General features: G+C 60.2%; 14 protein-coding genes. 9 read left to right on the top strand and 5 right to left on the bottom strand.

Translation table 11 applies throughout. The features are described 5' to 3' along the window. Positions 1–13 precede the first annotated feature (13 nt). The 5 genes from ACWUKX_RS17690 to ACWUKX_RS17670 all read right to left on the bottom strand — a co-directional run bounded on the left by ACWUKX_RS17690 (position 14) and on the right by ACWUKX_RS17670 (position 6,097). Entirely contained in the window at positions 14–1,576 is a 1,563-nt protein-coding gene (locus tag ACWUKX_RS17690; protein WP_456008148.1) for an adenylate/guanylate cyclase domain-containing protein, read from the bottom strand. Positions 1,577–1,591: 15 nt separating this feature from the next. Beyond that, positions 1,592–1,963, bottom strand: coding sequence for a response regulator (locus tag ACWUKX_RS17685; protein WP_029352509.1), 372 nt, complete (start codon positions 1,961–1,963; stop codon positions 1,592–1,594). Positions 1,964–1,988: 25 nt separating this feature from the next. Then, positions 1,989–4,748, bottom strand: coding sequence for a response regulator (locus ACWUKX_RS17680; protein WP_456008145.1), 2,760 nt, complete (start codon positions 4,746–4,748; stop codon positions 1,989–1,991). Continuing rightward, positions 4,745–5,503 (bottom strand): Tll0287-like domain-containing protein, encoded by a 759-nt coding sequence (locus ACWUKX_RS17675; protein ID WP_029352511.1) that lies wholly within the window; start codon positions 5,501–5,503, stop codon positions 4,745–4,747. The genes ACWUKX_RS17680 and ACWUKX_RS17675 overlap by 4 nt, the downstream gene beginning before the upstream one ends. 240 nt (positions 5,504–5,743) lie before the next feature. After that, complete coding sequence (locus ACWUKX_RS17670) at positions 5,744–6,097, bottom strand: gamma-butyrobetaine hydroxylase-like domain-containing protein (protein WP_029352513.1); 354 nt, start codon at positions 6,095–6,097, stop codon at positions 5,744–5,746. A 199-nt stretch (positions 6,098–6,296) separates the two neighbouring features. Here ACWUKX_RS17670 and moaA point away from each other — a divergent pair, with 199 nt between their 5' ends. From moaA to ACWUKX_RS17625, 9 genes are all read left to right on the top strand, one after another. Further along, positions 6,297–7,292 carry a GTP 3',8-cyclase MoaA gene (gene moaA / locus ACWUKX_RS17665; RefSeq protein ID WP_287330718.1) on the top strand — a complete coding sequence of 332 codons (996 nt, stop codon included), beginning with the start codon at positions 6,297–6,299 and terminating at the stop codon, positions 7,290–7,292. Between the two features lie 118 nt (positions 7,293–7,410). Further along, positions 7,411–7,767, top strand: coding sequence for a hypothetical protein (locus tag ACWUKX_RS17660; RefSeq protein WP_127211434.1), 357 nt, complete (start codon positions 7,411–7,413; stop codon positions 7,765–7,767). A gap of 125 nt (positions 7,768–7,892) precedes the next feature. Further along, complete coding sequence (locus tag ACWUKX_RS17655) at positions 7,893–8,813, top strand: DMT family transporter (RefSeq protein WP_456008144.1); 921 nt, start codon at positions 7,893–7,895, stop codon at positions 8,811–8,813. Between the two features lie 40 nt (positions 8,814–8,853). Then, a complete protein-coding gene (mobA, locus tag ACWUKX_RS17650) occupies positions 8,854–9,486 on the top strand; it encodes a molybdenum cofactor guanylyltransferase MobA (RefSeq protein ID WP_456008143.1) in 633 nt (210 codons plus the stop codon). Next, the gene (gene mobB / locus ACWUKX_RS17645; protein ID WP_456008142.1) at positions 9,483–9,992 is read left to right on the top strand and encodes a molybdopterin-guanine dinucleotide biosynthesis protein B; all 510 of its coding nucleotides are present in this window, start codon (positions 9,483–9,485) and stop codon (positions 9,990–9,992) included. The genes mobA and mobB overlap by 4 nt, the downstream gene beginning before the upstream one ends. 216 nt (positions 9,993–10,208) lie before the next feature. Then, positions 10,209–10,991, top strand: a complete 783-nt coding sequence (locus ACWUKX_RS17640) for an ABC transporter substrate-binding protein (protein ID WP_456008198.1) — start codon at positions 10,209–10,211, stop codon at positions 10,989–10,991. A 116-nt stretch (positions 10,992–11,107) separates the two neighbouring features. Then, positions 11,108–11,821, top strand: coding sequence for an ABC transporter permease (locus ACWUKX_RS17635; RefSeq protein WP_065010016.1), 714 nt, complete (start codon positions 11,108–11,110; stop codon positions 11,819–11,821). Beyond that, entirely contained in the window at positions 11,818–12,651 is an 834-nt protein-coding gene (locus ACWUKX_RS17630) for an ABC transporter permease (RefSeq protein WP_095492980.1), read from the top strand. The genes ACWUKX_RS17635 and ACWUKX_RS17630 overlap by 4 nt, the downstream gene beginning before the upstream one ends. Positions 12,652–12,715: 64 nt before the next feature. Then, positions 12,716–13,585 (top strand): NAD(P)-dependent oxidoreductase, encoded by an 870-nt coding sequence (locus ACWUKX_RS17625; RefSeq protein ID WP_456008196.1) that lies wholly within the window; start codon positions 12,716–12,718, stop codon positions 13,583–13,585. The last annotated feature ends 8 nt before the right edge of the window (positions 13,586–13,593 follow it).

Below are 13,593 nucleotides of genomic sequence, written 5' to 3'. Positions count from 1 at the left end.
TTGCGCGCCTGCTCTATCGAACAAGATAGGTCTCGATCGTGCCGATGCCCCGCAGATCCAGCGCGCTACGCGGCTCAAGCGTCCAATGACCGTGAAGAGCGCGCCTGGTTGCCTCCGATATCCGGATGCGATCGGCCACCCCCTGAGATTCGAGGCGGCTCGCAATATTCACGGTTTCTCCCCACACGTCGTAAACAAAACGATGCCGGCCGATCAGCCCGGCAACGACCGCCCCCGAATGAATCCCGATCCGGACCCGAAAGCGGTCGCTGACGGGGGCGATATCCTGCAAAGATTCCAGCATGGACTTCCCCAGAGCCACGGTCCTGTCGGCGTGATCCGCTGAAGGCTCCGGGATCCCGCACGCGGCCATATAGGCATCTCCGATGGTCTTGATCTTCTCCACACCATGCTCCTGTGTCAGAAGATCGAACTTGCTGAACATTCCGTCCAGGCGCCTGACCAGATCGGACGGCGGCAGCCTCGCCGCAATGGGCGAGAAGCCGACGATATCTGCAAACAGAATGGAAACCTCTTCGAAGCGGTCGGCGATGATCTCCTCGCCGCCCTGCAATCGGGCAACGATCTGGTCGGGAAGGATCGCGTGAATAAGCGTATCGGCACGCCGCTTCTCCGCTTCGATCTGTTGCAGATAGCGGTGCTCGCGATCAAGCCAGCGCTTCCTCTCGAGGGTGGAGTTGATGCGAGCGCGCAGCAGAATCGGATTGAAGGGCTTCGTTAGATAGTCATCGGCTCCAGCCTCGATGCACCGGGCCACCGCCGCGACTTCGCTCAGCCCCGATATAATGATCACCGGGACGTGTCGCCATCGGTTCTCCGCCTTCAGCCGCGAGAGAATCTCGATGCCGTTCATGTCCGGCATCAATATGTCAAGCAGAATGAGATCGAACTCGTCTTCGGTCAGTCTCGCGAGCGCGGACAGGCCGGAATCGGCGGTGACGACGCGATGGCCGTCACGCCGCAGGCGGCGGGAGAGAAGATCACGATTGCTGGCGACGTCGTCGACGACGAGAATCCTGCCGCCCTGATCGGACCATGCATCACGCTCGGCCTTGAACAGGAGCCGTTCAAGCTCCGCCGCGTCGATTTCGGTTTGATCCCTTGGCTGAAGCGTCTCGATGGCTTCCCCGCGCGAGAGACCGGCGATGGCGTCGACCTGCTTCAAAAGCTCGGCCGCCGCCGCAAGTATCACACCGAGATCCTCCTTCAGCGTATGCTGGTGCAAATCACCGGCATCTTCGAGAATCATTTCCGAATAGCCAATGATGGCATTGAGCGGTGTGCGCAGATCGTGGCGGAGCCTTGCCTCCGCTTCGGCTGCCCTTCCTTCCGGGAAGCCGGACTTGACGTCGATGAGGCGATCAATGAGGCTGTTCAGTTGTTTTGCGGCGGCGCCGATCCGCTCCAGGTCGGTCTGCATATGGGTCAAACGGAGATCCCGCGCCTGCTCGAGCAGCAGTTCCTGAAAACCCAAAATCGCCCGCGCCGGGCCGGCCAGCCGCTGCGCCACGTGGGCGGCGATTGCGTGGCGCTGGAATTCGTTGCGGACGCTCATTTTCGCAAGCGCCGCTCAATGAGATATCGTGAGCAGCTGCTCGATCTTCCGGACAAGCTGCGACAGGTCGACCGGCTTGCTGTCATAGTCGTCGCAGCCGGCCTTGAGGGCCATGTCCCGATCGCTCGCCATTGCGTGCGCAGTGAGGGCGATGACGGGAATCCTGGACGTGGCCGGATCAGCCTTGATCCGTCGGGTCGCTTCCCAGCCGTCCATCACCGGCAGGCTCATATCCATAAGGATCAGATCCGGCTTTTCCGAAGCGGCAAGCTCGACGCCAGCCTTTCCATTTTCCGCAATCAGCACGTCGAAGCCGCGACGAGACAACCGCCGCAAAAGCATGTCGCGGTTCATTTCATTGTCTTCCACCAGAAGGATTCTCGTCATTTCCGGTTTCCTCCGGCTATGCGCTTCAGCCGTCGGCTAGGGCCGCACCGGCCGTTTCACGCGATGCAATCTGGCGCTCGAGGGCTTCGACCAGTTGGGACCTGCTGTTTGCGCCTTTGTTTACGACAGCGACCGCCCGGTCGCGCAGCCACTTCAACTCGTTTGCGGAGAGGTCCTTCGAAGTGACCACCACGACCGGAATGTTCTGCAACTCCGGAATCCTCTGCATCTCGTTGAGCGTTTGGAATCCGTCCATTTCCGGCATTAGAAGATCGAGCAGGACCAAGCGCGGCAGAAGCCGCTTCATCAGTTCGAGACCGCGGATGCCGTCACCTGCCTCATGGACTGTCCAATTCCTTTTCACCAGAATGCGCCGGAGGAACTCGCGGGAAGCCTGATCATCGTCGATGACCAGCACGTCGCGGTTGCCGCCCCCGCAAGCCTCTATCGTCCGGATCAGCTTGTCGGCGTCGATGGGCTTGGTCAGATATTCGACTGCGCCGAGCGAGAGGCCGAGTTCGCGATCCGCCAGGATCGTCGCCAGGATCACAGGAATCGTGCACAGTTCAGGATCGCTCTTCAACGTGCGCAGCACCGACCAGCCGTCCTGATGCGGCATTATGATGTCGAGAATGATTGCGGCGGGGCGATACTCCCGAGCGGCAGCTATTCCTTCTGCTCCGCTTGCTGCCTCCATCGAGGCAAGTCCCGCTTCCGTGAGGGCTTTTGCGATCAGATTCCGGGCCGCCGGTTCGTCGTCGATGATAAGTACGGTGCGGCCCGGCTGAACGATCGGCGACGGCTCGGCTGTCCGAGGTTCTTCGGCCTCTCGCCTGCATCGCGCCGGCACTTCCATGGTGAAGACCGAGCCCTTTCCGGCTTCGCTTTCGACGGTGACAACACCGCCTATCATGCGGCTGAAGCTGCGGGTGATGCTCAAGCCCAATCCCGTACCTCCGTAGTTCCGGGTGGTGGAAGCATCGGCCTGCGTGAAGGCATTGAAAAGCCGTTCCTGCTGTTCCGCCGTCATGCCGATCCCAGTATCGGATACGTTGAACACAAGCCAGTCGCAGTCCGCTCGCCTTTCACGTCGAACCGAAAGAGTTACCCGGCCGCCATTGGTGAACTTGGCCGCGTTGCTGAGCAGGTTAAAAAGATTCTGGCGCAGCTTCGTCTGGTCGGAGTGCATTTCCCCAAGATCGCCCTGGATGTCCTGTATGAACTCGTTCCGGTTTTTCGCCATAAGCGGTGCGACGGTAGCCCTCACGTCGCTTAGCAATTCGACGACATCGAAAGTTTCAGGGAATATCTCCATCTTGTTCGCCTCGATCTTTGACAGGTCGAGGATGTCGTTGATGAGCGACAGGAGATGCCGGCCGGCGGACGCTATTTTTTCAAGATCCGGGACGAGCTCGTCGTCTTTGTGGTCGCGTGCCTCCTCTATCAGCATCTCGCTGTAGCCGATGATCGCGTTCAGTGGCGTGCGCAATTCGTGACTCATGGAGGCGAGGAAACGACTCTTGGCCTCGCTTGCCGATTCGGCATTGCTCTTGGCCCGCTCGAGCTCGACTTGCCTTTGCTTGAGTTCGGTGATGTCGGTGTATACGGCGACCGTCCCGCCGTCGGGGATCTTGCGTTTGCTGATGCGGACCCATTTGTCACCGAACCGCTTCTCGTCGACGAGGCCCACAGGATCCCTGTGAAGGCGCATACGGTCCTCGATCCACTCTTCCGGCGACTTGCCTTCGAGGTCTATCTGCCCTCTTGCCAGATCCTGCTCCAGGATTTCGCGGAAGCTCTTGCCGCGAAGCGCGTTCGGCTTGTGGATGGGAAAGATTTCGCAATATTTGCTGTTGGCGATCAGGATTCTGTCATCCGGATCATAGAGGACGAACCCATCGGAAATCGCTTCGAGGGCCGCGGCGATCGTCCGCCTTTGCCGCTCTGCCTCGTCTTCGAGACTTTTCTTTTCGATTGCGCTTTGCCGGAAAAGCGAAAGCGTCCTCGCCATTGCTCCGAATTCGTCGCCGCCCTCCTGGGGTATCTCGACATCGTAGCGTCCTTCCGTCAGATCTCCGATCACGCGATTGAGACGCCGGAGCGGACCGACGATCGAGCGCAAGACGAGAAGCGTGAGAAGCGAGCCGATTAGAACCACGATACCCACCAGGATGGCGGCGGCTGTGGCCGTCTTTTGCGTTTGCGCGACGACCTCGTTGCGGGCGGCCTCCGCATCGGCTTTTACCTGCTCGACGAGCTTGTTGAGATCCGCATCGACATTGCCGCTGTGGATGCGTGCCTTTGCCAGCAACGTGTTGCCGACGATGCGGTTGTCTTGGGTATAGCTGTCCGTTGCCTGCAGCGCCGTTTCGACATAGGCGTCGATTTCCGTGCGGATCTCCTCGACCGCGTCGGGCGAGTGCTTCCCAAGGCGCTCCAGCTGGATCTGCAGGCGTTCGCGGGCCTGCTCGGCATTGCGCTGTGAATTCATCAGCAGGCTGACGGAGAGATCGGTCAGCCAGTATCGCAGATCTCCGAACGCAACATGCGCCGCGGCCGCTGATGCTGCGCGGTCGAACAGCTCCCTGGTGTCGGCCATGCGTTCGGCGCTGCGATAGAGCGCCTGGGTGAGAAAAACGGATGACAGGACAAGGCTGATCAGGCCGGCCGCGGTCAGCGCAGCCACGCGAGCAGAGATCGGCAGATTGGCGAGCCGGCTGGCGAGCCTTTTGGCCGGCGCCGGGACAGCCTCGATCGACCGCAACTGCTGCCCTAGCGCGCTCATTTGAACAAGACGATGCTGATCGCACCGCCCAGATCGCCTGCTTTGCCCCCCTCTTTCGGATAGCCGGTGACGTCGATTTCGCCCTTTGGTGCGCCGTGACAGGAAAGACAGGACTCCGTATAATATTCCGGCAGCAGCATCCGGAAAGCAGGGCGGCCGTTCACCTTTGTCGCTTCCGTATAGATATTCCCCTTCGGCCTCTTCGGATCCGAGAAGACTTCCTCGATAACCCGTGCCTCCCAGACATCGGGAAGCGACTTGCGGTTACGCACTAGGGCCTCGGGCGCAGTCACGCGGACCAGCGACTCGTTTCCCACTTTGGCGACGAATTTTTCGTTCATCAGGCGCGCGAAAACGGCTGGGACAAAACCTTTAAACCCGATGCCGGGGCGGTTTATGTCGTCCTGCTGCTCGTCGACGACCTCACGCATCGCCTCGACCTGTGCCTGGAGCAGCTTGCGGTCGCGCTCCGCCAGATCATCGGAGATCAATTCACGACCGGTGCGCTTGGCATAGAGGGCAATCGCCTCCGCAGTGAAACGCTCGCCATCGAGATGCTTGTCTGCAACGGCCGGATCATTGATGAGCGGCTGATAATTCGAAAGGACGCTTCGGGCGGACCTGAGCAATTCGGCGAGCCGCGTCCCGGTCGCTACATCAGCAGCCTCTTCAGCAGCCAGCGAAGACAAGAGGAGCATGCAACCGCAAAGTACAGCAAAAATGCAGGTTCGCGCTAAGGCTGTAAGAGCTTCCATTTTTCTTTCCCTTCGGGAGGAAGCACAAGCCGAAAACATAACACAGGAAATACAATGGAAGGAGTCATCTCTGGGAGATAATGGCCACAGTTTGCTTCCGGTCCCCCGTGAACGTCATGGCAGGCCAGCCACATCGGCACGTTTTAAGGAGGGTCGCCTGATTGAAGGCACGCCGTTTTATCACGACACCGGCGAGATACTGGCGATCTTGCGTTGACCGGAACGTCCCGCGGGAACCATTCAACGATCGCGGCTTAGCCCCTTGTCTTCCAACTCGGCGAGATAGGCGGCCCAGCGTGCGGCCTGCTCATGACCCAGCGTATGCAGGTAATTCCAGGTGAAGATGCCGGTATCGTGGAAATCGTCGAAGGTGATGCGGACGGCATAGTTGCCGACTGGTTCGATCTTCAGGATCGCAACGTTGCGCTTGCCGGGAACGGTCACGCGCTGTTCGGGCGAATGGCCCTGCACTTCGGCCGATGGCGAGGCAACGCGCAGAAACTCCGCCGGCAACTCGAACGGCTGATGGTCAGGGAACGTCACGGTAAGCAGCCTGCGGTCCTTCGAGACCCTCAGTTCTTTCGGCGCCGTCATAGTGATAGGTCCCGCATCATCTGTCCTTTCCCTACGCCGCTTCGCGCGGCGGGAAAAGGCCGCTTCGAAACTTCCGACACAATATGTCGGTGGCGCGATGTGACCTAGGATCGAAACTTCTTATCTTGAATGGCAGGTTGGATCGTATCACATAGCCATATATAACGATGCCGTTCGCAGCCACGGGAAACGCACTAGCATGGACATGATCGATCCTTTTGGTCGCACGATCAGCTATCTCAGGGTGTCGGTCACCGACCGCTGCGACTTCCGCTGCACCTATTGCATGGCCGAGGACATGGCGTTCCTTCCAAAGAAGGATCTGCTGTCGCTGGAAGAGCTCGACCGGCTGTGCACGGTTTTCATCGAAAAGGGTGTCAGGAAACTGCGTCTTACCGGCGGCGAGCCGCTGGTGCGCAAGAACATCATGCATCTGGTGCGTCAGATTTCGCGTCATCTCGAAAGCGGCGCCCTGGAAGAACTGACGCTGACCACCAACGGCTCGCAGCTTTCGCGCTTTGCCGCTGAACTCGCCGATTGCGGGGTCAAGCGGATCAACGTCTCACTGGACACCCTGGACCCGGAAAAATTCAGCCAGATTACCCGCTGGGGCAATCTCGACAAGGTCATGGAGGGTATCGACGCTGCGCAGGCAGCGGGGCTGAAGGTAAAGCTCAATGCGGTGGCGCTGAAGGATTTCAACGACGCCGAGCTGCCGGAGATGCTGCGCTGGGCGCACGGCCGCGGCATGGAGTTGACGGTCATCGAAACCATGCCAATGGGCGAGATCGACGCCGACCGTACCGACCAGTATCTGCCGCTGTCGCTGCTGCGTGCAGCGCTGGAGCGGCAGTTCACGCTGTCCGACATCCCCTACAAGACCGGTGGTCCGGCCCGCTACGTCCATGTCGCCGAGACCGGTGGCAGGCTCGGCTTCATCACGCCGATGACGCATAATTTCTGCGAAAGCTGCAACCGCGTCCGGCTGACCTGCACCGGCACGCTCTATATGTGCCTCGGCCAGGAGGACGCCGCCGATCTGCGTGCACCGTTGCGTGCATCCGAAGGCAATGAACTGGTCGCCGACGCCATCGATGAAGCCATTGGCCGCAAGCCGAAGGGCCATGATTTCATCATCGACCGCCGGACCAACCGCCCGTCGGTGTCGCGGCACATGAGCGTCACCGGCGGCTGATCTTCTCGATCACACCCAGAAAAAGTCTGGTCCGCAACCGGTTGCCGATTTACTGGCGAAACGTTCCAGCCTAGCCTCCTGCTCGGGAGCGGATCCTCGCTCGGTGGGGGAGTACAACATGCGCAAATTCAGTCTTTCTCTTGCATTGCTTGGGCTCGCGGCCGTGCCCGCGGCCGCCCAGTCGATCGGCGGCACCTATACCGTCGCCGGCACCAATTTTGACGGATCGTCCTATGGCGGCGAGGCAACCATCACGCTGACCAGCGAGACGACCTGCGCAATCCACTGGGAGACAGGCGGCTCGTCCTCGGACGGCATCTGCATGCGAAACGACGATGCCTTCTCGGCAGGCTATGTCATGGGCAAGGCGGTCGGCCTTGTCGTCTATAAGGTACAGGAGGACGGCTCGCTGCACGGCCTGTGGACGATTGCCGGCAAGGAAGGCAATGGCACCGAGATGCTGACGCCAAACTAAGTTCTGCTGTCCTGGAACATCAGACATCGCTGGGCCACGCGAAAGGCTGTGGCCCAGCCTTTTGACGTTGCTGTCTTATGAACGGCTGCTACAGGCTTGATGCAAAAGCGCAACCGGTAACGCCTTTGCTTCTTTCCACAAATCTTCGCGGCGCGCTGTTCATGGTGGTGGCCATGATTGGTTTCACCCTCAACGACGCGATCACCAAAGTCTCGTCGGAATCCATGAACATGGCGCAGGTCATGCTGATCCGCGGCGCCTTCGCTTCGCTTTTCGTAGGCCTGCTTGCCTGGCAACGCGGTGCGCTTGCCCTGCCCGGCTCGATGCTGCAGCCGATGGTTGCGGTGCGCGTCGCCGGCGAAGCCGGCGCTACTGTGTCGTTCCTCGTTGCTTTGGCGCATCTGCCGATCGCCAACGTCTCGGCCGTGCTGCAGGCGCTGCCGCTGGCGGTGACGATGGGCGCAGCACTTGTGTTCAACGAAGGCGTCGGCTGGCGGCGTTGGCTGGCCATCGCCATCGGCTTTGCCGGGGTGCTGATTATCGTGCGGCCCGGCTTCGAGGGATTCAGTGTCTATTCACTGCTGGCGCTGGCCTGTGTCGCCTGTTGTGCGGTGCGTGACCTCGCCACCAAGCGGATACCGCAAGCCATTCCGACATTGCTGGTGTCGACCGCCACGGCACTTGCCATGACAGTGCTCGGCGCGGCGCTGCTTTCGCCAATGGGTGGGTGGACACCAATGACGGGAGAAAGCACGGCGTTGCTGGCATTGGCGGCAGTGCTAGTGGTCATCGGTTACCAGTTCATCATCATGGCGATGCGGGAGGGCGACATCTCGTTCATCGCGCCATTCCGCTACACAGCCCTGCTCTGGTCGATCCTGCTTGGCCTGTTCATCTTTGGCGACGTCCCCGACCTGCCGATGATCCTCGGTGCCGGCGTCATTGTCGGTTCCGGCCTCTACGCCCTCTACCGCGAACGGATCGTCGGCCGGCAAAAGACAGCCGCCGAAAGCGCTGGACCGGACATGGCGCCGGACGGCATATAGGCTTGCCGATCGCGGCGAGTGACCGCATGGACGAAAGACGATGACTAAAGACATTGCCGGCGTCATTCTGGCCGGTGGTCAGTCGCGGCGGATGGGCGGCGGCGACAAGGGCCTGCTTGCGCTCGGCGGCGGCAGCCTGCTGGACCATGTCGTTGCGCGCTTTGCTGCGCAGGTCGGTCCGCTGGTGCTCAGCGCCAATGGCGACCCGGCACGGTTTGCCGGGGTTGGGCTTCCGGTGGTTGCCGATACGGTGAAAGGGTTCGCCGGACCGCTCGCCGGGATCCTGACCGGCCTCGAATGGGCTGCCGCGAACACGGCCTGTGAGGCAGTTGTCACGGCTGCGGGCGATACACCGTTCCTGCCCGAAAATCTGGTCGAGCGGCTGGCCGCGGCAGTCGACGAACGTCCCGGCGCGATCGCCGTCGCCTGTTCCGGCGGCAAACGGCATCCGACATTCGAGCTCTGGCCGCTGGGGCTCCACGACGCCTTGAGGCGTTTTCTGGTCGATGAAGATGTCAGGCGGGTTTCCGCTTTCATCGACCGGCATGACTTTGTCGGTGTGGAATTCCCGATGCTGATCTCGGGAGGCCATCTGCACGACCCTTTCTTCAACATCAACACGTCAGACGACCTTGCCCGGGCCGAACGTCTGTTGCAGAGCATGAAGCCATGATGAGACGCGTCTTCGGTATCACCGGCTGGAAGAATTCCGGCAAGACGACACTGACCGAAAAGCTGGTCGCCGAACTCGTTCGGCGTGGCTGGAAAGTCTCGACGGTGAAACACGCCCATCATGATTTCGACATCGACAAACCGGGGGCGGACAGTTTTCGCCACCGGCAGGCCGGAGCCACTGAAATCGCCATCGTGTCTGACAGGCGCTGGGCGCTGATGCACGAATTGCGCGGCGAGGACGAGCCGACGCTGGAGGCGATCCTGTCACGGCTCGGCACCTCCGACATCGTCCTGGTCGAAGGCTACAAGCGCGAGGCGCACAGCAAGATCGAAACGCGGCGGCTAGAGGCTAAGGACCAGGCACCGCTTTCGGCAAATGATCCACATATCGTCGCCATCGCCGCCGACTTCGCCTTAGCGGACGAAAGGCTGCCTGTCTTCGATCTCGACGACACGAAATCGATAGCCGACTTCATCGAGCGCGCGACAGGTTTGACGCGCTGAGGGTACTGCTGAAGGAGCATTCGGCCGCCCCCAATTTCCTCCTTGGTATGCCTGCCCCAACGTCAGCATTGTCTGGGAATGCGAACCCTCGCAAGCAACGGTTTTATAGTTGCTTTTTCTTGGGAAAGAATGGGAGTATCGCGTCAGCGGGCGGTCAAAAGAACCGCCCACAGAGCCGTTTGGAACGACGGCCGGGAACATACAGAGAGGACCATCATGCGTACTGCACTGCGTATAGCGCTCGCCGCATCGGCCGCGCTGCTGACCCTGGGCATTGCCCAGGCCCAGGAGAAAACCTTGAGGATCGGCACGGAGGGAGCCTATCCGCCATTCAACAACCTGACTGCCGATGGCCAGCTCGTGGGCTTCGACATCGACATCGCCAACGCGCTTTGCGAAGAGATGAAGGTGAAGTGCACCTTCGTCGCGCAGGATTGGGACGGCATTATCCCGGCGCTTCAGGCCGGCAAGTTCGACGCCATCGTCGCCTCGATGTCGATTACGCCGGAGCGTGCCGAGAAGGTCGACTTCACCAACAAATACTACAACACGCCGCCGGCGATCGCCGCGCCCAAGGACAGCGACATCAAGGGCGTGACTAAGGAGGACCTGGCCGGCAAGACGATCGGCGTGCAGGCGTCCACCACCCACTTCAATTATTCAACCAAGGCTTATACCGACAGTACAATCAAGCCGTACCCGACCGCGCAAGAATACCAGCTCGATCTCGCCAATGGCCGCGTTGATGCGGTCAACGATGATATCACTGTTCTCGAAGGCTGGCTTGCCACGCCGGACGGCGCCTGCTGCAAGCTGATCGGTGCGATCACACCCGACATCGAGATCCATGGCCCGGGCGCCGGCATCGCGGTACGCAAGGGCGATACCGAGTTGGTCAATCAGTTCAATAAGGCGATCGACGCCATCCGCGCCAACGGAAAGTACAAGGAAATCAACGACAAGTACTTCAAGTACGATGTCTACGGCGGCGAGTCCTGATCCTTCCGGATTGACAGCGAACGGCGGGACATTCCCGCCGTTCGCACAAGGAGCGGCGCACGAGGAGTGACGCCGCGCTGCTCTCAAAGAACCCATAGAGGAGAACAGGCAGGCGGATGCAAAGCGTTTGGACGCTGCTCAGTTGGGGACCCGAGGGCTGGCTCGACGATATTGCCTACGGCGTTTTCATCACCGTTTCGCTTGCTGCCGCGACCCTGCCTGTCGGTCTGATGATCGGCTTTCTGGTCGCACTGGCCAAGCAGTCCAATGAGCCGTCGCTGCGGCTGGCCGGCAATATCTACACCACGATCTTTCGTGGATTGCCCGAGCTGCTGACCTTGTTCATGATCTTTTACGGCGCGCAAATCGGCATCCAGCAGTTGATGCGCCTGTATGACCCGACCGCTGCGGTCGAAGTGAACGCATTTGTTTCCGGCATGATCGCGCTCGGCGTCGTCTTCTCGTCCTACGCCAGCGAGGTCTTCCTCTCCGCGTTCCGCGCCATCCCGAAGGGACAGTATGAGGGCGGCTATTCGGTTGGCCTGTCGGGCTGGCAGACGATGCGACTGGTGGTGCTGCCGCAGCTTATTCGCATTGCCCTGCCGGGCCTTGCCAATCTGTGGCTCATCCTGCTCAAGGATACAGCGCTGGTTTCCGCCATCGGTCTTGCCGACATATTGCGGCAAGCGGGCGTTGCCGCCCGCGTCACCAAGCACGCATTCCTGTTTTTTGGGGTCGCTGCTCTTATCTATCTGCTCCTCGCCATCATCTCGTCCTTCGGCATCAATGCCATTGAACGCAGGGTTGGCCGACAACAGGTGCAGCGATGAGCGCGGCAGCAGCCGACGTGGCGACCAAGGTCGAAAAACCGCCAGCAATACCGCGCGGCTGGTCTCGGCAACGTGTATTGGGGTATGCGTTGGTCGGTCTCTGGATCGTGCTCGGCATCGGTATGATTGTATACTTGGTCGAGGCTTGGAATTCCGAACTCTTCCAAAAATACGCCCCGGGCTACATCTCTGGCCTGGGCGTGACTCTCACGCTTGTCGCTGTGTCGATCGTGTTGGGAGCCGTCCTTTCAGTTCCTGTCGCCTACGCGCGGATGTCCAGGAACCGGATCCTGTCCAGCTTTGCCTACGCTTATGTCTACTTCTTCCGCGGCACTCCGCTTTTGACCCAAGTCTTTCTTATCTACTATGGAGTGGGTTCGTTTCGACCGGCACTTGAAGCTGTCGGCCTGTGGGGCTTTTTTCGCGAAGCCTGGTACTGCGCCATTTTCTCGTTCACCCTCAATACGGCAGCCTATCAGGCTGAGATCCTGCGTGGCGCAATCGAGAGCGTCCCCAGGGGTCAGTGGGAAGGCGCTGCCTCGCTTGGCCTGCACAAACTGCAAACACTGCGCAAGATCATCCTGCCACAGGCGCTCATCGTGGCGCTGCGTCCCTATGGCAATGAGATCATCCTGATGATCAAAGGCTCTGCCATCGTGGCCCTCATCACCGTCTATGATCTGATGGGCATTACGAAGCTCACCTATTCGCGCACTTTCGACTTCCAGTCCTATATCTGGGCGGCGATCATCTATCTGATCATTGTCGAGATACTCCGCCACGCGGTCGAGTGGATAGAACGGCGTATTACGATCCACCTGCACCGCTGACTCCCATAGCTTTGCCCGATCCGCTAAGAAGGCCGGAAAACACGGCTTGAAGGGATTCGAAAATATGGCATCGGTGGCATTTCTCGGTCTTGGCGTCATGGGCTATCCAATGGCCGGACATCTCAGGAACAAGGGCGGCCACGACGTCACCGTCTACAACCGCACCAAGGCAAAGGCCGAGCAATGGGTTGCCCAGCATGGCGGGAGTGCCGCCAACACGCCGGCAGAAGCGGCCGACGGCAAGGACTTTGTCTTTTCCTGTGTTGGCAATGACGACGATCTGCGCGCTGTGACGATTGGAGCCGAGGGTGCATTCCAGACGATGGAGAAGGGAGCCATCTTCATCGACAACACCACGGCCTCCGCTGAAGTCGCGCGCGAACTGGCCGAGAAGGCGGTATTGGGCGGTTTCTCGTTCCTCGACGCACCAGTCTCCGGCGGTCAGGCCGGCGCCGAAAATGGCGTGCTGACCGTCATGGTCGGCGGCGAACAGAAAGCTTTCGAACAGGCGAAGCTTGTCATCGATGCCTATGCCCGTATGGTCGGGCTGATGGGCCCGGCCGGCTCGGGCCAGCTCACCAAGATGATCAACCAAATCTGCATCGCCGGTCTTGTCCAAGGGCTGGCCGAAGGCATCCATTTCGGCAAGAAGGCCGGGCTCGACATCGAGAAAGTCATCGAGGTGATCTCGAAGGGAGCGGCCGGCTCATGGCAGATGGAGAACCGCCACAAGACGATGAATGCCGGCAAATATGATTTCGGCTTCGCTGTCGACTGGATGCGCAAGGACCTCGGCATCTGCCTGGCGGAGGCCGACCGCAATGGCGCCAAGCTGCCGGTGACGGCACTTGTCGACCAATTCTACAAGGATGTGCAGGGGATGGGCGGCAAACGCTGGGACACGTCCTCTTTGCTGGCTCGATTGGAAAAGTAGGTATTGTC

It is taken from the genome of Mesorhizobium sp. f-mel (assembly GCF_053850215.1).
Note: the sequence above shows the minus strand (reverse complement) of the source record. Positions and strands in the feature narration are given on the sequence as shown.